Source organism: Paenibacillus cremeus, assembly GCF_007786445.1.
Classification (GTDB): domain Bacteria; phylum Bacillota; class Bacilli; order Paenibacillales; family NBRC-103111; genus Paenibacillus_G; species Paenibacillus_G cremeus.
Genome location: NZ_VNJI01000015.1, coordinates 55,721 through 76,914, shown reverse-complemented (window position 1 = coordinate 76,914; position 21,194 = coordinate 55,721). Strand labels below are relative to the sequence as shown.

At 46.4% G+C, this 21,194-nt stretch carries 13 protein-coding genes; all 13 read right to left on the bottom strand.

Going from position 1 to position 21,194, the window contains the following annotated elements; translation table 11 throughout:
* Positions 1-30: 30 nt before the first annotated feature.
* The 13 genes from FPZ49_RS14110 to FPZ49_RS14050 all read right to left on the bottom strand — a co-directional run bounded on the left by FPZ49_RS14110 (position 31) and on the right by FPZ49_RS14050 (position 21,188).
* Positions 31-429, bottom strand: a complete 399-nt coding sequence (locus FPZ49_RS14110; protein WP_144847711.1) for a hypothetical protein — start codon at positions 427-429, stop codon at positions 31-33.
* A 109-nt stretch (positions 430-538) separates the two neighbouring features.
* Entirely contained in the window at positions 539-1,264 is a 726-nt protein-coding gene (locus FPZ49_RS14105) for a response regulator (RefSeq protein WP_144847709.1), read from the bottom strand.
* Positions 1,265-1,267: 3 nt separating this feature from the next.
* A complete protein-coding gene (locus FPZ49_RS14100) occupies positions 1,268-2,419 on the bottom strand; it encodes a sensor histidine kinase (RefSeq protein WP_144847707.1) in 1,152 nt (383 codons plus the stop codon).
* Positions 2,420-2,506: 87 nt separating this feature from the next.
* A complete protein-coding gene (locus FPZ49_RS14095; protein WP_261381402.1) occupies positions 2,507-5,149 on the bottom strand; it encodes a stalk domain-containing protein in 2,643 nt (880 codons plus the stop codon).
* A 137-nt stretch (positions 5,150-5,286) separates the two neighbouring features.
* Entirely contained in the window at positions 5,287-6,492 is a 1,206-nt protein-coding gene (gene metK, locus FPZ49_RS14090) for a methionine adenosyltransferase (RefSeq protein ID WP_144847705.1), read from the bottom strand.
* Between the two features lie 177 nt (positions 6,493-6,669).
* On the bottom strand, positions 6,670-6,939 hold the full coding sequence (locus FPZ49_RS14085) for an alpha/beta-type small acid-soluble spore protein (protein ID WP_144847703.1): 270 nt from the start codon (positions 6,937-6,939) through the stop codon (positions 6,670-6,672).
* A gap of 87 nt (positions 6,940-7,026) precedes the next feature.
* Entirely contained in the window at positions 7,027-7,587 is a 561-nt protein-coding gene (locus FPZ49_RS14080; RefSeq protein ID WP_144847701.1) for a hypothetical protein, read from the bottom strand.
* A 91-nt stretch (positions 7,588-7,678) separates the two neighbouring features.
* Positions 7,679-11,332, bottom strand: coding sequence for an S-layer homology domain-containing protein (locus FPZ49_RS14075; RefSeq protein WP_144847699.1), 3,654 nt, complete (start codon positions 11,330-11,332; stop codon positions 7,679-7,681).
* A gap of 454 nt (positions 11,333-11,786) precedes the next feature.
* Positions 11,787-15,806, bottom strand: a complete 4,020-nt coding sequence (locus FPZ49_RS14070; RefSeq protein WP_144847697.1) for an S-layer homology domain-containing protein — start codon at positions 15,804-15,806, stop codon at positions 11,787-11,789.
* A 233-nt stretch (positions 15,807-16,039) separates the two neighbouring features.
* The gene (locus FPZ49_RS14065; RefSeq protein WP_144847695.1) at positions 16,040-17,158 is read right to left on the bottom strand and encodes a glycosyltransferase family 4 protein; all 1,119 of its coding nucleotides are present in this window, start codon (positions 17,156-17,158) and stop codon (positions 16,040-16,042) included.
* 129 nt (positions 17,159-17,287) lie between these two features.
* The gene (locus tag FPZ49_RS14060) at positions 17,288-17,986 is read right to left on the bottom strand and encodes a WecB/TagA/CpsF family glycosyltransferase (protein WP_144847808.1); all 699 of its coding nucleotides are present in this window, start codon (positions 17,984-17,986) and stop codon (positions 17,288-17,290) included.
* 41 nt (positions 17,987-18,027) lie between these two features.
* A complete protein-coding gene (csaB, locus tag FPZ49_RS14055; protein WP_144847693.1) occupies positions 18,028-19,152 on the bottom strand; it encodes a polysaccharide pyruvyl transferase CsaB in 1,125 nt (374 codons plus the stop codon).
* On the bottom strand, positions 19,128-21,188 hold the full coding sequence (locus tag FPZ49_RS14050) for a DUF5693 family protein (protein ID WP_144847691.1): 2,061 nt from the start codon (positions 21,186-21,188) through the stop codon (positions 19,128-19,130). Before FPZ49_RS14050 ends, csaB begins: the two co-directional genes overlap by 25 nt.
* Positions 21,189-21,194: the final 6 nt, after the last annotated feature.

Below are 21,194 nucleotides of genomic sequence, written 5' to 3'. Positions count from 1 at the left end.
TCACCTGCTACTGAACCAAAATGAACCTTCTCACATAAATTTGAAAGCGGTTTCTAAATCATCGTTTTGACTAAGCCGGACCACGATCACTCGTTCCTGTTCGTGCTCTGCCATCCATTGTCCCGCTTGCTGTTCGGGTTCGGTCACGATTTCCAGATGGTACTCCAGGCTCAGCCTCTCCGCTATGGCCAGCGTCTCATCTGTCGAGCCTTCATCCATTAGCGTTATACGGATTGTCCTTCCCTTGACCCAAGAGAAAAAATGCAACGACCGAATATACCATTCCACCTGATGCTGATTATTTTGTGTATGGAGCACGTAGTGAACCGTACGTTCTGCCCCTCTTTGCTTTCGATGCCAGTGGAGTATATGTAGGATTGCGATCCCCGCGGCGTAACAGCCAACAATCCAAACCAAGCCTAACATCATAGCGGCTCCCTCCCTTAAAACCAGTATATGCCGCTATGAGTAAGTTGGTTCCTGCGGTGCAGCCAAAATCGCTTAGCCTATCCTACACCGCTTTCGTGTTTAAATCAGATTACAGTGTTACCCAGCCATTTTTAATGGCAATAATGACCGCTTGCGTGCGATCATCCACTTCCATTTTTTGAAGAATGCTGCTGACATGATTTTTAACGGTTTTCTCGCTAATGTACAAGAATTCACCGATCATCTTGTTGCTCTTGCCTTCAGCCATCAGTCGAAGCACTTCCGCTTCCCGCCGCGTAAGCGGGCTGTTATCCATATGTACGTATTTCACGCCGGCTTCTTTGGTCACTGCACCATTGCCTGCTACGCCCTGCTCGTCCAAGTAAGTCATTCGACGAAGCTGATTGATGAGCTTGCCCGTTACCTTAGGGTGAATGTAGGCATGTCCTGCCACAACCGATCGAATGGCATTGATAAGCGATTCCGCTTCCATGTCCTTCAGCAGGTAACCCATTGCACCTTTGCGAAGCGTCTCAAACACGTAGCTCTCATCATCGTGAATCGACAAGATAATGACCTTAATTTCCGGAAAAATATCCTTCAGCTTCTCGGTCGCAACGACACCGTTTTCAATCGGCATATTGATATCCATCAGGACAATATCCGGATGCAGCTGATTACAGAGCTCCAGCACCTGAATGCCGTCACTGCACTCACCTACGACCTCGAGATCGCTTTCCATATTTAAAATCCGCTTGACCCCTTCACGAAAAAGCTGATGGTCATCAGCCAGAACCAGCTTGATGGGATGTTTGGTGTTATTCATTATGTCCATAACTTACTCCTCCTTGGATTCTTTAACAGGGATGACCATAGACAGTTTCGTTCCGGCGCCTACTGTAGATTGAAGCTCCATTCGGCCCTCAAGCAACTCAACACGTTCGCGCATGCCCATCAGCCCATAATGGCTTCCTTGCCCGATTTTCTTGTCAATATTATCTACAATAAAGCCGCCCCCATTATCGGTAATCGTCGCTTTGACCATTTGCTGTTGGAACGTGAGCTCCAGCGCCACGTGCGAAGCATTGGCATGCTTCATGACGTTAGAGAACGCTTCTTGCACCAGCCGGTACACTGCAACTTCCATACCCGAGGGCAGCCGCATCTCTTTACCGATGACTTCAAACTTGGTACGGATCTTCGTCTTTTCTTCGTAGTCCTGCACAAACTTACGCAAGGTAGGGACAAGTCCCAAATCATCCAGAGCCATAGGACGAAGATTAAAAATGATTTTGCGAACCTCTTCAATCCCGCCTCGAACCTGCCCTTTCAGATCGGAAAGCTCCTCCTTCACCGCGTTATAGGCTTGCTTGGCCAGCATCCGTTCCGTAATTTCCGTCCTAAGCACCACATTGGCCATAGTCTGAGCCAGCCCGTCATGAATTTCCCTAGCGATCCGCTTGCGTTCTTCCTCTTGTGCCAAAATAATCTTCAGACCCAAGAGCTGTCGATTTTTCGCCGATTCCAAGACTCGCGTTACCTGGTTCAAATCACCCGATAGGTACTCCAGCACCACGTTCAACTGAGACACCAGCGTTTCGGCGCGTTCCAGCTGCTTGTCCACATTCTTGAGCCGCTTCTGAAGATCGTCCCGCCGAGCCTTGAGGTGCAGCTCCTTCTCACGATAGATAGCCAGCTGCGCCTGTAGCTGTGTAGCCGCCTCATACGCCAATCGGATGTCTTCCTCATTAAAGCGCTTGAAATCTCGGCTTACCTCGGTTAATCGAATCCGGGACCGCCGGTACTCCACCTCAAAACGGTCCACGGTATCAATCGTTTTCGTAGCCTCATCAATCACTTGCTGCAATTCATTATTTAATGCATCGCGCTCTGCTCGAACGCTCTCACATATTTCAAAGAGTTGGTACTTGCTGTTCTCCATGACGTCAATGGCATTTTTGATGACGCGATCAATTGCATCAACCGACATTCGGACAAAGCTCCTTCGCCATTTTTCTCGTAGTACTAGCAATATAGTACCATATTTCCATAATAATGTGAGAGCACATAGCACTAATTATTGGAGGGTGATTTGCTGCGTTTTTGCGTCCCACGTCACTTTCCAGCCCAAATTCTCGGACAAAATGCGCAGTGGAACCATAGTCAGATCACTCATAATCGTCGGCGCCACTTCCGCAGTCACGCGTTTCCCGTTCACAATTAAGTCTGGATTATCAATCCATAGGTCAATCATCTTGCCCCCGCGAATAACCGTGACTTTACGCTCATTGCCATCCCAACGTACCGTCCCGCCAAGCGCATCCGTGACAAAACGAATTGGAATCAACGTATTCCCTTGAACAATGATAGGAGCCTGCTCCAGCGTCATGCCTTTGCCGTTCACTGCGACCTCTTTCTTATTGATCGTGAGGTTTACGGAATTCATAGGGGTTTGTGGAATGGCGCCGCGATAAGTAAACGTAATATCGTCAATGCCGATTTTTCCCTTGGCAGCCCGTTCGTCTTGGCCAACTTCTTCGTTCACGAGGTAGATACTTTTAACCCGGATCGGGTAGCTCATTTTATAATCCGTCAAATCTACCGTTAACTGCTTCCAGCCTTTCCAGTTGACGTTGCGGGCGAGATCAACATAATTGATTTTCCCGCTGTTATCGAGAATTTCCGCTCGCAGCCAGTTCAGGCTCTCGTCGCCATTCACTTTAACCTTCATATACTGAGGCTCGCCCTCAATTAAAATGCGGGTATCCATTGTGGCATATGCCCATTTGTTCCCCGTACCCTGTGTAAAATCATAATTCAGCTCCAGATACTTGTTGCCGGTTTCCGAAGGACGAATATATACGGACGAAGTCACTCCCTGCGGCTTAGCATCTGAGAGCGTCATTACCGCATAATTATCAAGATCATACCAAGTTTTATCAATCCCGATTGGAATCGTCGTAATCGTGCTAAATCCATCATAACGCGCGATTAGCTGTGCTGATGAGCTCCCGGCCAGGCTTTTAACTGTCAAAGTGCCGTCTTTAACCTCGCCCTGGATCCCTAACACTTCCCATTGCACTAGACTAGCAGGAATTTCTCTGCTCTTCCCGGATTTCGTGGTGGCTACCACCGGTAATTTATAAGAATCACCTTCCGTAAGTGCTAGATTATCTGCTGCGATCTTGAGACCGGTCAATTGGTTACGCCCGACCACTTCAATGTCCGCAGACGATGTGCCTTTACCGGAAGAAGCTGTTACTTTAGCTGTCCCCGCTTTGGCAGGGGTGAATACATTGTCCTTGAACGTCCCCATATTATCGGCAACCGTCCACTGAGCCGTAACTTTATCGGTCTCCACCGGATTATAATATTCGTCGTATGCTTTAAAGCTTAAGGGGGCCTGTTCCCCAACAAATAATACATTTGGCGTCTGTATGAACAGACCCTTCACATCACCCTTCGGAGCCAAGGAGTATACCCCAACCCCGTTCACTACCTTGCGTTCAAGCCCAGTTTCCGTTTTGTTGATCAGCACCGGCTTGGTTTCACCCAGCGGTCTTGCAACCATTTGGGTGGAGCCTCCGCCGTCCAGGTTCATCCCTTTCCATACGCCGACTTGGACCATAAACTTCTGCAGCTCTGTCATACTGAGCCCTTTGCTATCCCCACTGTAATCGGCCGTAATAATGTACGCCGTTTTCTGATCTTGAGAGTAACCCAGTGCCGTTCTAGAACGAGTACAGCACAAGCTGTCGACCTCCCGCGAAAACTCCGCAGGCTTCCCCTCATCCACTAGAATCGTATGCCCGCCAATCATCATTTTAAACGTCTTGGGATCATACTTCTTGTTCGGATCCTGTGGCAGCACTTGATAGTCCGCAATTAACGGCTCTCCCACCTTCATATGCGCTCTAACAAAATCAGCTGCTTTCCCCGATGCTCTTAATATGTAACCGTCCTTCGGAGCAATCATATTGATAATGCCATTGTCTGCAATTTGCATGACGATATTATTCTGTACTAACACTTCCGTTGGTACGGTCACTCCATCATTCGAGCGGTCTACCTGGCCCCATGCATTCGTGTACATAAAAAGGCCATCAACCATGCTGTGCTCTCCACTCGGTTCAAACCAGTAATAGGTTTTGTTGATCCCTCCAAGCGGGTAAGCTGTTCCATCCTTCGCAGCAATCGATCCTTTAAACGTGAACAAGTCCACAATCGGCTTATTATCCTTGTCGATCGCAAAGGAATAAAATCCAGGCAAATACGGCGGGGTTGCCATCAGCTGCCCATTACTGATTTCGGGCCCCATCGGAACGCCCTCAGCCTGCGTATTATAAAAATCACCGTTGACCCCGGCAACCGCTTTCGTTTCTGTTGCCATGCCTAGAACCGATTGCTTGCGAGTAAACTGATTCTCCGTTCCCGTCATGACATCCATCTTCACATTGGGATTCGTCAAATCAACTTCCACAACATTAGCATTCACTTTCGTTTCTTTGTTATTCCTGGTGGTTGTCCAAACATATTTTTTTAGAATCGCGCCGGAAGTTAGCGGCTCTTCGCTAAGCTTGGTAAGCGTAGGTGCAGGGTCTGCTGCATACACCTGTTGAATCGGGGACATTTGCGACAAAAACAATGCGGCCGTGATCACAACACTAGACAGTATTCGCCATTTTTTTTGCACAATCACTTTACGGTTCTCCTCTCTCATTTCCACTCTCCTCTAGTATAGACTCTATTACTCTATCAAAAGTTACGATACATTAATATAATAAAAACCGACAATAAATGCAAAAAAGACGACCCGAAAAAATCGGATCGTCTTGCTTAGACAGATCAGTGATTGGATTAAGCGAGTGCGTCAGCTTTGAGCAGTTCTGCTTTGTCAGTGCGCTCCCAAGGCAAATCGATATCTGTACGGCCGAAGTGACCGTAAGCTGCTGTTTGCTTGTAGATCGGGCGACGCAGATCCAGCATTTTGATGATACCCGCTGGACGCAGGTCGAAGTTTTTACGGATCACTTCAACCAGCTTCTCTTCGCCCACTTTGCCTGTTCCGAATGTATCTACCGCGATCGATACTGGACGAGCAACACCGATAGCGTAAGCCAATTGAACTTCGCACTTGTCAGCCAGACCAGCTGCTACGATGTTCTTAGCTACATAACGGGCAGCATAAGCACCGGAACGGTCAACTTTCGTTGGATCCTTACCGGAGAACGCACCACCGCCATGGCGTGCATAACCACCGTACGTATCAACGATAATTTTACGGCCAGTCAAGCCTGCATCCCCTTGTGGACCACCGATAACAAAACGGCCCGTTGGGTTAATGAAGTACTTGGTATCAGTATCGAGGAACTTCTCAGGAACGATTGGCTTGATTACATGCTCTTTGATATCCGCTTGGATTTGCTCCAGTGTAATCGCTTCGTCATGCTGGGTCGAAACAACGATCGTGTCCACGCGCACTGGCGTATCACCATCATACTCAACGGATACTTGTGTTTTGCCATCCGGACGCAAGTAAGGCAGTGTACCGTTCTTACGAACTTCAGTCAAACGGCGAGCCAGTTGGTGAGAGATGGAGATCGGAAGCGGCATAAGCTCAGGCGTCTCATTCACCGCAAAACCAAACATCAAGCCTTGGTCTCCAGCACCAATAGCTTCAATCTGGTCGTCGGTCATTTGGCCTTCACGAGCTTCAAGCGCCTTGTTTACCCCTTGTGCAATGTCAGGGGATTGCTCATTCAGGGAAACGAGCACTGCGCAAGTTTGGCTGTCAAAGCCGTATTTCGCACGCGTGTACCCGATATCTTTAATCGCTTGACGCGCAATGGATTGAATATCGACAAATTCTGATTGGCTTGTAATTTCACCGATGACCAGGACCAGACCTGTGGCAACGGATACTTCACAAGCTACACGTGCATTCGGATCATTTTTCAAAAACGCATCCAGAACCGCATCAGAAATTTGGTCACAAATTTTATCTGGATGTCCCTCAGTAACAGACTCCGAGGTAAATAAACGTCGACCGATTGGATTGGACATAATAACGACCTCCTACTGCTAGTATTGATTAATCAATAAGTTCACATACAAAAAATCAACCTTTTCCGAGTGGAAAAGGTTTCTTTGGCTGTTACCTTCTTATTGTATGTTACTGGATTTGTCGATGCGTGTCAATAATTATGATAAGTCAGAACCGCATGAAATATGGAAATTTTGTTAAAGATTAAAAAGCGTTTCTTCAGCCTTTTTGATCAATCTTGCTGTAATTGCGCCTCCCACAGCTCCGGTATCTCTGGTTGCAATATGCCCCCAATAATCTTCTTTCATGGAACCAGATGGGATAGACCCTAGTTCCGTTGCAAATTCAACATTGGCTCCAGCAATTGATTTGCCCACCGGCAGTCCAAGTTCAGCTGCAATTTCATACTTCATTGCATCCAGCGCGTGTTTGCTTTCCGGTACTACTTTCTTATTGCTTCTCGCCATATATGAATACCTCCCTTGTGGATGTAGTCATATTATCTCCGTTCCGACAAGGGCGAATCGTATTAAGTATTGGCGTTATGGGTAAAATTATGGTGTAACCTTTGTTCCATCCGCATTGGTAAGTAAGTAGCTTCCACGGATCATAACGTATGTATCTAAGTTGCTTTTAGGAACGGGCTTAATGCCGCGTCCTTCTCTAGGAACGATAAGCAGATGATTCAGTTCGACCGCTTGTCCCGCGATAACATCTTTACCGGTTGTGACATCAGCCATACCGCTATCGTCGGAGCTAAAAGCAGTGGCTTTGCCGGTGCGTACGATGAACTCGGTACCTGCTCCGCCGTAGAGCGTCTGGCCTTGCTCGAGTTTGATGACGGTTAAACCTGTTGCCTGTGGGCTACCTGTCCCTTGTGCAGTGGCAGGAGGTGCGGTGCTAGTGGTGCTCGTGCCAGATCCTAGCTGCTTTGCTAGTTCGTCCGCAATCTTCTTCTGAATATTTTGATCAAAATAGCTCTTCGTGATGATTGGATCATCCACAGAGCCAGGGATTTGCGTCGTTGCTGGTGCGTCGGCTTGTGTGTTGATGCTCCAGGCTACTGTAGCTATGAGTGCTACGGCGAGGCCAGTGATTAACTGCTTCCTTTTCATCAGCGGTCCTCCGAATCGGTTATGTAGGTAAGTTAGTTCTAAAAAAAGAAGACCCCGAAGGGTCCTCTTTCCCAAAGCTATAATTTAGATATTAGTTACCAGATACGATTACTGCAGTAGATGCTGTTACACCAGATGGAGCAGCTACCGTAATAGTGAAGCCTTGTACGTTATCAATGTTAGAGATAACAGGTACACCGTTCTGGAATGATACTGTAGGAATGCTACCATCAGTGCTTGTAACGTTCGAGATCGAGTAGCTCAGTCCAAGCAGTTCTTGAGCGTATGCTTGTTTTGCAAGGCTGTCAAAGTTTTGACCAAAGCTGTCAGTCGCTACCAACTGAGTATTCACATCGGACATCAAGTCAAATGCATTGTAAGCTTTTGTGCCTGTGAAAGGATTTGTACGGCTAACAGTCTTAGATGTAGCAGCAGTCAGCTTAGTGATGCTGTATGCACTTGCATCCTTAACGTTTACATCAGCGAAGAGTTGCTTTTGAGTGTTGTCTTTTGGATCAATATAGACAACGCCAACTTTTGCAGTACCTGCTTTGTTACCAATGATCCAACGTTGAGTACCTTTTGTATCAAGGAAGTCATTAGCTTCACTTACAGTTACTTTACTTGGGTCAGAAGAAGAAACGGATTTGATAATGCTATCTGGAACCGCAACAGTGTTACCTGCAGAATCAACGGCTTTCAGAGAAATCTTACGTCCAAGCGGCATATCCATTTCAGCAACTCTTGCCCAAGAGAAATCTGCAGCAGCAACATTTTTCTTTTTAACAAAGTTGTAAGCACCAAAGATATTGTTCAGTGTAAGAGCACCGCTATCTTGAGCGTTATAAAGATCAGCAACTTTGTTAACTGTGTAAGTCAAGTCAGTCTTAGTAGGATCTACAACTTCAAACTTCTTCGTAATTGTCGAAACGGATTCGTCAATTACTTTGTTAGCATTTACATCATACTTAACCAGGGAGAACTTAAGTTCCATCTTTTGACCTGGAAGAGCGTGTGTTGTATCGAAAGTCCACTTGTAGTTATGCAGTTGATTTGCAACAATAATGTTGTTAGTTGGTCCTGTCAGATCACCAAGTGGTGCTCCAGTTGCTGCAGTCTCAGCAACACCACTGTTGTTATCTGCTGCGAACTTTGCAAACGCTACGTTACCTGTACCAGTTGTTGGATCGTATTGTGGTGTCAGAACGTTTGTTTTGTTTAAGTTGTAGCTAGTAATTGGGTTTGTAGTATTGAAGTTACTAGCATTATCGTTCTTCAAGATGATTTGGTTGTATAGGTAAACAGGAGCGCCATTAGCGTCTGTTCTACCCACAAGAGTACCGTTTACTTTTGTTTTATCTTGAACTTGAGCGCCATTCGCATCTCTAACAGCATAAACATCGTTTGTAACTACTTTAGCGTTGACAAAGTAGGAAACGTTTTTGTTGTTGGAATCCAAGAACGGAGTACCCAAGTTAGCATCCTTCATTTCTTCGCCGTATTGGTCGAAGATACCAAGCTTGAAGCCTGTCGTTGCCCCATTAAAGTTGCTGTTCCATTGATCTAAGTTGTTTACATCGGCACCTTTAATACCGGCAAGGCCTTTAGGAGCGTTGTCTACAACAGATTTCAGGGATGCAGGGTAACGAGTGTCAACAATGTTGATCATAGCGTTAGCAGAGAAAGTAGGCTGGTTAGCGTTTGTTGCATTTGCATACACATAAACGTTAGCCGTTCCTTTAGTTGGCACGCTAGCAACGTGAATTTGGCCTTTGTGCTCACCAACTTTAACCAATGCTTTGTTAGCATCTTTAGTCAGCATGTCACCAGTGATAGCGTTACTTGCACCAAGCGTTACACCACCAACGTTAATGTTCAACTGACCTTTATCAACAGCATTGATCAGATCGTCTACGCTAAGTGCGTTGCCGCTCTTGTCATAAGCTGTGATTGGGATGTACTTATCAACATCGCCTTTAGCCAGTGTTACAGAACTGTCGATTGTAACTTTAGCAGCAGTCTTAGTGGAACCAATCTTGATAGTTGCTGTTGCAGAAGATCCAGCGAAAATTGTCAAGCTATAGTCGCCGTCTACCTTAGCATCTGTCTTCAATTTAACGATAGCATCGTAGTAACCATCGTTGTTATCGTCGCCGATGAAGTCAGTTGCTACATCTGTACCACCACTTGTTGTTACTTTAAACAAAGATGTGTCATCAGTAGCTTTAGCTAAATCTTCATAGTATGGCGTTACTGTAGCAGTTGGAGCCGAAAGAGGCTTGCTATCAACAGTAATGACGTTGCCATATTGATCATATTGAGTCATTGGGATTACAACTTTGTCACCAGCGCTGGAAATGTTGCCTTTACCGTTGCTGTATACAGGTGTGCCCAGTTCAACTTTAGTTGGGTACGGAGTAGTTCCCAATTTGAAGATTTTTGTAGCCGAGATTTGGGAATCGTTGTTGTAGATGTTCACGGAAATCTGGCTGATGTTTTGCGACAATTGTGCAGAGCCACCAGTTTGAGTATCCAATTCTACAAACAGTTTTCCGCTATCGTCTTTCTTCATTGTTGCGGAATTCGCAGTGGAAGTTACGTTGTAAGTCCCAGCAGCAAATGTTGCATCTTCACCATATTGGTTAGTTGCTTTAAGTTGAACTCTTACTTTAGGAGCAGATGCTACTGTATCGTTTGCGTTAATGAACTCCAGCTTAGCGATCTTCTCGTCTTGAGCTGTAACGTCAACGGAACCTTTGTCAACAGTCAAGCCGCCATCTTTAACTGCTTCAATCTTAGCAGTATAAGTTCCTGCGGAAACTTTAGTGTCCAAAGTGATTGTTGCAACGTTCTTAGCATCGTTCCATTTAACAGTACCAGCTTGTGCTGTAGTGCCACGAGCTACGGATACATTCAGCTTGGAAGTATCAGCAATTGCACCGTTTAGTGTTACTGTAACTGTTTTAGCACCAGTAACTTCTGCTTTGTTGATGGAAACGTTAGTTACAGTGTTAACTGGAGCAGCGTTCTTAGCTTCATATGCGCCAAGTACCAACTCGGAACGAAGTGCTGCAGAAGTACCACCGAACACGCCGTCTTTGCCGTTAACCAAGATCTTCTTGTCAAGAGCAACAGCTACATAACCTTTAGCCCAGTCGGAAACTGTTTTGTCGTTAACGCCTGCAGATGCTTTAGCTAGAGCTTCTCCACCAAGACCACGAACCAAGAAAGTAGCCAATTGCTCTTTCGTTACTTCGCCAGCTGGGTTGAATTGACCAGGAGCATAACCATCAGTGATACCAGCAGCTTTAACTGCTTCGATGAAAGGAAGAGCATAGCCGTTAGCTGGATCATCAGATTTAACGTCGGAGAAGCTGGAAGTCTTCAGGGAAGAATCAACTTTCAGACCGAAGATCAATGCTGCAACTTTTGCAAATTGCGCACGGTTCATTTTGTCGTTTACGCCGAATACGCCGTCTTTAACGCCGTCAAAAACACCAGCTTTGATCATTGCGTCAAATTTAGCTTTTGTAGCTGCATCCAGATCTTTAAGATCTGTGAAGCTGGAAGAATCTTTAGTTGCGTCTACTTCAGCAGCCAGTGCTACGGAAGAAAACATCGAGAATGCCATTGCCATGGACAGGATTGCAGATAAACTTTTTTTCATAACCTTTTTTTCTCCTCCTCGAATATCTTTCGGTTGTTGAGAGTTCTGTTTTGATAAATTATAGCTCGATTCCCTCATTAGTCGATTCACCCCCTTCCTAGAGTTAGAGCGAAAATGAATTAATTAGCTAAGTCTGCAATGTATAAGATTGCAGAAACTAGTAAACACTAATAATGGAGTACTAGAGACTCGCATGCCATTTAACATTATACACTGACACGCAACCAAGGTAAAGAGCTAATTTCTAGTTAAATCAACCAGTTCATCGAGCTCAGTTACTTGCCTCTGTTGGATTCACATTATTAAACGCAGAGGTTTTTAAAAAGTTGCGCTCTTTGAAAAAAACTTTTTATTTTTTTCGTGCAACTCTTTCTGTTTGGCGTATATCAACTCGTCTATCAAACTTTGTTGCGACGCCGCTTACGAAACTAAGTATATAATGATCTATCATTTTCGTCATCACTTAATGTTTTCCATTGTACAAGTCAATATGGAGAATAAAAAAGACCGCTATTCAGCGGCCTTTTTTGTGTTACTTCGGAATTTTTTTGAGCGATTTTAAGATTCTGATTACAATGGTTGCGGACTCTGCACGAGTCAGGTTGTCCGTAGGGTCAAATCGTTGTGTCGTCTTCTTTTGGCCCTGGAGCAGCACGTTATCTTTACCTTCAATGTATCCTGCTTTCGAAACAGCTTCTACCGCTGTACGAGCATAGATATCAATGGAGTTAGCGTCCGTAAACAGCTTCTGCAATGCGGCCAAGGATTTCTTATCGTCCGTCCCCATCTTCAAATCTGCTGCTCTGGCGATCATCACGGCAGCATCTTGACGAGTGATGACGGTATTCGGCAAGAACAGTCCTTGTGATGTGCCACGAACAATACCGGCTCTTGCAGCTGCTTCAATATGCATATAGTCATAGATCCCGTTACTGTCTTGAATGTTGTTGCCACGGATGACATCAAGGAATGTACCGTTATAGGACCCGTTATTATTGCCCGATCTCGAGAACGTATCATTGTTCTTCAACGGAATATCGAAAGCGTCGACCAGCATCGTAACGAATTCACCACGAGTGATGGCATCGTTCGGTAAGAAACGACCGCCTGGATCCTTGTTAAACATCAACCCTTTGGAATATAAGGTGTCTAGATCATTTCTCGCCCACGGATGGTTAGTGACATCTTCAAAGCTGTTGTTCATGTACATGACTTGGAAGTAGCCGAAGGAATCAACGTCCACTGTAATGGTGTTTTTCTTCGAATCCACAACACCGCCAATGTTTCTCCAGCCTTGCTCGGTCTCTCCACCGCCGGTTAGCCCTTCAAAGATGTTGTATTGGAACACCGAGACATACTTCCACGCATCATCACGAATGCTTGGGTCAAACTTCAGCGTCAGAGTTGCTGTCTTATTAGGCACTACTAAGTCTGCAAAGGATCTGCCGAAAAATGGCTGCGCAGATGGAGACAACGGTGTAATACCGCTGCCCTGCAATGCATCGCGAAGCTTGGCCTGGTAATTCGGATCCGTACTGGTAAAGTCCGCGATCGTTCCTGCGTCAATCCAGTAACGCTTACTTGCTGCTTTAAAGCGGCCAATTTGCTGGAATCTTGGAGTAACCCCTACACCCGACAAATATTGTTGGCCGTTATTGGTATCCTTCAATTTGTCTACTTGTCCTGTATCGATGTCTGCAATACCAAATAACATAGTGCGCTCATCCGTTAGAAATTGATCCGGCTTGGAACGGTCGTTCCGCATTAATTTCGTATCCTTAGGGAACTTTAATTCGATATCTCCATTAAATACTTTAATGCTGGAGCCAAGCTTGCTTTTGTACTGAGCTCCCTCAATTGGAGTATTAACATAATCTAAGATGATGGACCCGGATGTTTTGGCTGTTCCTCTAGTAACCGTAAACTTGATTTCATTTTTACCCGGCTTTAAATCTCTTGCTTCATAAGTAAATGTATCACCCAGTGGTCCTGTTTGTTTCACGGCGGTATCTTTGCCAAATACAACACTGTCGGCTTTATCAGCTACCATGGTAAGGGTCTGGAAGTTGGCGTTAACATTCGCTTGATCCTTTCCATCTACATTGCTGAAAATAGCTGGCTCCGTAAAAAAGTACGGCAGCGGCTCTCGGGTAATTTTAATACTCTTAGTCGCAATAGTCCCTGTTGAATTCGTCGCAGTTACTTCAAAGATGTAATCGCCGTACTGAGACGAGAGATCTATATCGTATGTTGAAAAGCTTTCTGTAAAGTTGCTGCCAACAACTGTAGGATCATCAAGAATCTTAACAGGCGTCTTATACTGTCCTGCCGTAAGTTTAGGCTTATTGGTTGTATTAGGAACGGTATATGAAATATCGTACTCCGGTGTTCCAGCCGTACGTGTTGAATTTCGAACGTCGCCCTTGAGCTGAATTTTGCTCAGGCGTGTTACATAAGCATCGGTTCCGACCATCTTAAATTGCTGAAGCGTAGGGTCTGGCTCAATCGGATTGAAGCTTGTTACAGCCGGCACATTATCGCTAAGAATAAACACGTTCGTAATGGATTCACTAACCAACTTACCGTTCAAGAATAAGGAGAAGCGAATGGTTTTCTTACCATCTCCAGCAAATGGATCCGGGGTCTGTGCAGCAAAGTCAGCAGCATCAATCTTGAATGTACCTGTGGTAATATCAATCTCGTCGCCAGCTGCGCCGGTGGCTTTCAAAGGAATGGCTGCGTCATTCACATAAAACTTCACATTCGGGTACTCGCTTGGAGGCAAGTTAACCAAACGGCCTGAGATACATGGTCCGCCCACATTGCTATTCGGGCACATGATTTGGGATGGCTTGCTAAATACTTTCCCTGTGTAAATATCGTTCAAGATAACATACGGCGTACTAGAAATCTGCAAATTGAAAATTTTCAATCCCTCTGGGAAGTACTCAGATGGAGCCGGTGGATTAGCTAGATTTGAATTGATAATTGGTGTAATCTGAAGCGTTGTAAATCCGTCTGTTATGCCCTGCAGATTAATGGTTGCTTTGCTTAAAGCTAGTCCATTAGAATCAACCAACGGATTGCCGTACTTATCCGTAAAGTATGTCCCTGCAGCGGGTGCAGTAACAGTATACAATCCGGTAGAATTCTCTTTCGTGTAAAGCGCTCCGCCTACTTTAACCTCGATCTGATTTGCAACATGCGTAGTGTAAACATCTAGTTTGGTTGGAAACTCATTGATTTGTGATGTGCCTACTTCGGTTAGTTTAACCGTATCGGTTGCTGAGATGTATTGATCTACAAACTCAACATACGGTGTATTCGGATTGATATAAGTAAAGCTGTACTGGGTAGTATCTTGAACACCAGCTGCCGTACCAAAATCAAATACGACATTTTGCTTCTTGTTACCGTTATTGATTGGCAAATCAAAAACGAAATCGTAAACATTATACTTTCTTGCAACGCTATATGTGCTGTTGAGGACAGAAGATGGTGTTATCGTAGTGCTTTGAGTTCCATTCACCGTAATCGAATCCGGGCCCAAATCATACCGGACTTTGTAACCCGACGAAGCAATAGATCCCTCAATATAACTATATGAGAGGAGACCCGAGCTAGTCAGAGGCACTTTTAACTCAGCCTGTACTTTCACCGTAGCAGCCGTTTCCTTCGTTACCGTCGGTACATCTACCATCTTCTGTGGTGTAGTTGTCGTTCCAGCGTCACTAACACCTACCAACGCATTAAAAGCAAAGCCTCTACCGTTATCGTAAATAAAGGAACGCTCGGCGGAGTAGCTGTTTGAATTATTTTTGGCTAAAAACTTAATCTTGTTATCGCCCGCAGCAAAATTGAGGTCTGCGCTTCTTCCTGTATTCGTTATGTACGTAAAAACACCGCGGTTCATAACGGTTGGCGAGTATACCGCGCCAGTTACATAGGCTTGAATCTGGGTCGCATTGTTAGCTGTACCTGTAATGCTAAGGCTGGTGTACGGTGGTCCCTTAGGGAACATTTCATTATCCACAAATGGAGCCCCGTTGAATTCCAAATCCGTAATATTCGTTACGGAAGTGAAGTAGGCCCAGCCCGCACGGGAAGACACCACACTGCTATCACCATATTTAATTACGATTTTATTGAGACCTTCTGTCAGTACCACATTAGTAAAAATGATTTCATTGCTATTATTCGGATTCTTGACTGCCTTATTCGTTGTATTTACGGACGGAATCCCTGTATTTAAGTTTAAGATCTCATAGTAAATGTCATTGATTTTATCATCCGGAATTCCGTTAATCGTTACAGGAAGCGATGCAATTGGTGTTGTTGTAAAGCGCTGAACACTCGCATCTTTAAACATGGAGTTTGTTCTATCATCCGGTTCTGAATTCGTTGTTCCGTCCGCGTACAGTGTTGGAATCGTATAAAGATTGTTTATCGTTAACTGAATGGAAGCGGCATACGTGGTCAGCGGCGCCACAAGGCTCATCACTAAAGCCAAGACAAGGGCAAAGCTAGTCCATTTGCTTGTTAGTCGTTTCAAAATGAAGATCCTCCTTGAACTTATATAATGGTAGTAACTTATTTCATGACATGCCGTGATGGAGCTTACAAGACCCTCCCTTTGACTGTTTTCTGCACAATCTGACACCATTTCCTAAAAAAAGATACTCGTATTGCTTTTATCGGCTGCGGGGGGCGAAAAATTTAGTTTTTGATCGCACAAAAAAATCTCAGACCCAAGCGGCCTGAGATTTGCTGTATTCAATAAAGAACTTACTTGGACATTCTTGAACGTGTACCTAGTTGAGATGTTTTTACACGAACCTTATTCAAAAAGTGAAGCACCGGCTTCTTGGTTTGGCTAATGATGCCAATCGCCTCTGCTCCGAGTATCAATACACATAGCAGGACAACCAAGAGGATGATAGCGCCCCATAATACTTGCTGCTCCGACATATACGACAGCAGTACAGCCGAAGAACCAAACACTGCCGCAATTCCGTAGATGATCAGCACCGTCGTGCGATGACTGAACCCGAGGCTGAGTAAGCAGTGGTGAAGGTGGCTTTTGTCTGCAGCCGAGATCGGCAGGTTATTGACCCAGCGACGCATGATTGCGAAGAACGTATCCGACAGCGGCACACCCAAAATCATGATTGGAACCAACAAGGAAACGACCGTTGCCTGCTTAAATCCGAGTACCGACAGTGTGGCCAAGCAGAATCCGAGAAACAGCGCGCCAGAGTCACCCATAAAGATCTTCGCTGGATGAAAGTTATAGAACAGAAACCCTGCAATACTGCCGAGCAATACCACGCATAACAGAACTACGGTAATGTTCCCCATCATCAAAGCGAGTACCATGATCGTCGTCGTTGCAATGGCCGAAACCCCTGCCGAAAGACCATCCAAACCATCAATTAGGTTAATCGCATTCGTGACGCCAACAATCCAGAAAATCGTCAAGGGAACCGCGAGCCAAGACAACGAAATCGTTCCGTCTCCAAATGGCACGTTGACCAGATCAATCACTACTCCAGAGTAGACTACTACGCTGGCCGCTAAAATTTGACCAAGCAATTTGATCTTAGGCGACAAGTCAAACCTGTCATCCAACGCACCGATCAAGACCACAATTCCGCCGCCGACCAAGAGGCCGAAGACGACATCCGTCTTCAAAGTATCTATAGCAGGAGAAACAATAAAATACGCTCCAATAAATGCAATAAAAATAGCCAGTCCGCCTAAGCGGGGCATGATGCGGCTATGAACTTTGCGATGATTCGGCGCATCCACAGCTCCGACAAAGAATGCAAAGCGTTTCACCAGCGGTGTCATCAGCAACGCGATTACTACTGCAGCAGCAAAGCCGATTCCGTATAACAAGTTCATGTGTAATTTCACAGCCCCTTTTTTCTATGAAAACCCCAAACACTCTAGATTATACTCCGAAGGGCGAAGAAACACCATCGCCGATTTTAGGCAATTTGGGCGGTTTTCAGGTTGTTTTCAAAGGTCTTGTCAAGGTTTCTGCACATTTTCTTTTTCACGGATGACTTTCACAGCGAATTTCGGTAAAACAAGCATGCGTTTGTAGCGCCATGGTTCCTGTAGCAGCCGGTAAAACCACTCCAGCCGCAGCTTTTGGAAGAACAGCGGAGCTCTCTTAAGCTTACCCGAGAGGACATCAAAGCTTCCACCGACGCCCATCATGACGGGAACACCTAATTGCTCCTTATACTGCGCAATCCACGGCTCCTGTTTGGCCACGGAGCGGCCGACCAGCAAAATATCCGGCGAGTGGTCGCGGATCGTCTGGATGACATCGCTGTCTTCTTTGTCCCCAAAAAAGCCGTCTCGGTATCCCACCAGATTGAGTTTAGGATACTGTTCTTTCATTCGAACGGCAGCCGCTTCAATGACTTCCGGAGAGGCTCCGACCATATAGACCTTCCAACCTCTAGTCTCGCCCAGCTTCATCAGCTCATGCATTAGATCATAGCCGGCTACTCGCTCTGAAACGGCATTGCCTACATAATCCGCCGCCCAAACGACGCCAGCGCCATCTGGAACAACGAGCTCCGCTTCTTTCATCATTCGCATATACTTCGGGTCTTCCACTGCGGTCATGACCATGATTGGATTGGCCGTTATAATTTGATGAGGCTTTCGCGTTTGAATAACCTGCGTCAAATAGTCCACGGTTTGTTTCATACCCATTTTAGAAATCGGTACGCCGAAAATCGTTACGGTTGGAAAGCTCACTTACGATCCCGTCCTTTGGTATAAAATGAAGCGATCAGCTCGGCTGGACGCTGGGCTTCGTTCTTCAACCGCTCGATGGTCGGGCGCTTCGCCTGCTTCCAAGCTTCCAGTCCGTTAAGTAAACGAAGCAATTCCTCTGAGATTGCGGTGGCCTTCGGCTCCCTGGTGCTCGACGCCGCTTTCATATCGAGGCGATTGAGGAACTGATCAATCTTCGGATCGTACGATACCCCAACCATAGGAACCATCTGTCCTGCGGCATAAATCAAGGAATGCAAGCGCATGCCGATCAAAAGCGTGCAGCCAGCGACTTCGGCCAGCATATCCTGCGGGTGTGTGACCTGCTGTGCCACCGATATCCTGTGATTGTAGATTTCCCCCATCTGCTCCTTCACATACAAGGAAGCCTTCTCATCCGAAGGTAAATGGAAGGGCAGAAAACGAATCACGGCATCCGTTTGATCCAAAATCGTTCGAAGCGCTGCAGCGATGGCCTGAAGCTCGGAACGATCCTCGTTCCAGAAACGGACGGATACGCCAATTATAGGATTCGCTTGGACGGCATTCGTTTGCGTGGGTTGTCCACGGAGCGGCATTCCCATAACCGGATCCGGTACGACCTGCACTCGCTCCGGTGATAGCCCCATCCGGCCCAGCAAATCCTTGGACTCCTGATCCCGAACTGTTACAAAAGGACACTTTTGAAAAAAAGAGCGGATCCATCCGAAAAACAGCCGGCGATGCACCGGTCCAATGCCTTGCGAATAAATAAACGTTGGTTTGCCGAGCCATTGGGCAAGCCGAATGATGGCCAAATAATACGGGATGGTTTTGGTTCCCGTCTCGTCCTGGAGTAAGCTTCCGCCTCCGCTGATCAATCCATCCGCGCCTCGCAGTGCGCGCCACACTTCGCCCAACTTCATGCGATGCACGGATTCCACGCCATAGGTACGGGCCGTCTCCGTGGGATTGACGGACAGAACGACAGGGACGAAATGTACGCCCTGTCGTTCTCCTTGCTCCTGCAGCGCCAGCAGGATGGATTGCAGCACGGCCTCGTCGCCGCTGTTATTAAATCCGTAATATCCGGACACTATTATTCGCTTAACCGGGGTACCCAACGATTCCAACTCCTTGAAACAATTTCCCACACTACGATTAACGCCAGTCCGATCAACGTTCCGAAGGTAAGTCCATATACGATCCGAATCGAAGAAATCAGCAACGGAGTATGCAGATGTGCGAACGTATCGACGATCGACGCTTGTCCAATGACCCCCACTAGAAGCAGCAGAAGTGCACTCCGATACTTAAAGCACAGATACCCGCCGAGGAGGAAGATCGGATGCGCAATCAAGAACTCCTTGGTCCTTGGGCGAACACCGAGCGTATTCTCCAAGAAGGAGCGGAAATAACGCTCAAATGCCGAGGCTTGTCCCTCGTTCCCGGTTCGAGATAAGTAGTACATCCCGGCGCCGGCAATTGCAGCAGCGGCAATAATCCACAGTACGCTGATGTTGGCTTGCAGCATTTGACGAGCCCGCGTCACTCTTCCACCATACGTCATTTTCTCGCTAAATAGTAGCCAATAGAGAGCGGCCAAGGCGATCGGCGCAAGATGCAGGAAGCTAACGCCTCTAAATTGATCCAGCACGTACATGTAATTGATCTGGTTGAGCAGACCCACGATACATAGAATCCCCATCACGGAAATCAGTGATGTACGCAGCAGCAGCCAGATCGCAAAGGCCAGACGAGAGCCCCCTGGATTCTCCAGCTTACGCCGGCCTGTCCGCAGCGCGAACATGATAGCCAGGGTCGGTGCACAAGTACTTGAAACCAGAGCCAACGCTTGAGAGAAGGTCGTCGAATTCAGTACAAGCAAACCAGCCGAGCCAATGATGCCGAGTACGAATACAGCCAACGCAATCTCCGGAATAAAATACGAAATCGTGAGCGTAATCAGACCAATTGCTCCTAGCCACAGCAATACCTTCGCCGCGTTCTGCCAGCCGGAGTGTACCAACTGGAAGCTGGTCGCAGGACCAAAGACGTAGCCTGCTTTCTGAATTCTAGGGAGAGTACTGTCTTCACCTATTCCATCGAGCGATGCATAGATTGCATCGAGCGGATTAATAATTTTACCTTTATCCAAGCTCTTGACGGCATGGGCATTTAAGAAGACCATTCGAATATTGCGGTCTTTAACCGCCAACACAAAACGATCTGCAACACCCTGCTCACGACTCTTCAGTTCTTCTTCTGTGATGTTTTCCGTCAGCTTTTCGCCGTCCTTCTCCGTAAATGAATGGAGCCGGACTACGTTAAAGTGTATTTTCTTTGCCAGGCTGTTAAAGCCCTTCTGAGGTGTCTTCTGTAATTCTATGGCGGCTAATCCGATGTTGTGCTTCTGCATTAGCTCGGCCATAATGTCGATATTTTTCAAGTCCTTCTCGCTGACGAAGCCAGGCACGGTCTCTCCATCAATGATGAACCTTTTCACGCCGAACTGTTGCAATTGCCCCAGTAAGGCATCCATTTGATTCGCTACAAACGGTCTGCGATTCGACATGCGCACGACAATCGTGAAGCCCTGATCCTTCAACATCTGCATCGTAATCGGATCCGGATCCATGGTTTTGAGCATGGCATCATCCATCGCCATTTCAATAATCATACCTGGCTGGTTTTTGTAGCTCCATGGGCGCGTCTTTACATTCAGCGAGCTGAAGGTTTGATTGATGAGCGGCTGCAGCTTCTGCTCCGCGTCTTTCTCCGAAAACAGAAGATACGTGAAGTTCTCATTCGGCGAAATCGGGGTTTGTGTCAAAGCCATTGCCTCGTGCGAGGAAAACAGCTCAATCCGCCGGCTTAGCTTCAGTTCATTCAACGTAGCTTCATAGATCGCTGCCGAGTGAATGCCGTGCTTCTTCATCTCTTGGAGCTGTGTGGTCATAAATTTCCGCGGATCGGTCTGGGTATCCGAAATCTCAAGCAGATCTCGATAATCCATCACAAACTCAACCTTCCGCCCGGACCCCTGCTCCGTCTCGTGACGTTGATATGCGACAGGGATGGCGGCTATCATCCCGAGGATGACGAGCCACCATAGCCCCTTTAAAAATAGCTTGTTCCAATGGTTATACGTGCCTAACAAAACTGT

Excerpts from the sequence above, each read along its gene's own strand:
- metK (WP_144847705.1), bottom strand. The coding sequence starts at position 6,492 with ATGTCCAATCCAATCGGTCGACGTTTATTTACCTCGGAGTCTGTTACT.
- FPZ49_RS14085 (WP_144847703.1), bottom strand. The coding sequence starts at position 6,939 with ATGGCGAGAAGCAATAAGAAAGTAGTACCGGAAAGCAAACACGCGCTG.
- FPZ49_RS14110 (WP_144847711.1), bottom strand. The coding sequence starts at position 429 with ATGATGTTAGGCTTGGTTTGGATTGTTGGCTGTTACGCCGCGGGGATC.
- FPZ49_RS14080 (WP_144847701.1), bottom strand. The coding sequence starts at position 7,587 with ATGAAAAGGAAGCAGTTAATCACTGGCCTCGCCGTAGCACTCATAGCT.
- FPZ49_RS14100 (WP_144847707.1), bottom strand. The coding sequence starts at position 2,419 with ATGTCGGTTGATGCAATTGATCGCGTCATCAAAAATGCCATTGACGTC.
- FPZ49_RS14060 (WP_144847808.1), bottom strand. The coding sequence starts at position 17,986 with ATGGGTATGAAACAAACCGTGGACTATTTGACGCAGGTTATTCAAACG.
- FPZ49_RS14065 (WP_144847695.1), bottom strand. The coding sequence starts at position 17,158 with ATGAACTTGTTATACGGAATCGGCTTTGCTGCTGCAGTAGTAATCGCG.
- FPZ49_RS14095 (WP_261381402.1), bottom strand. The coding sequence starts at position 5,149 with ATGAGAGAGGAGAACCGTAAAGTGATTGTGCAAAAAAAATGGCGAATA.
- FPZ49_RS14105 (WP_144847709.1), bottom strand. The coding sequence starts at position 1,264 with ATGGACATAATGAATAACACCAAACATCCCATCAAGCTGGTTCTGGCT.
- FPZ49_RS14075 (WP_144847699.1), bottom strand. The coding sequence starts at position 11,332 with ATGAGGGAATCGAGCTATAATTTATCAAAACAGAACTCTCAACAACCG.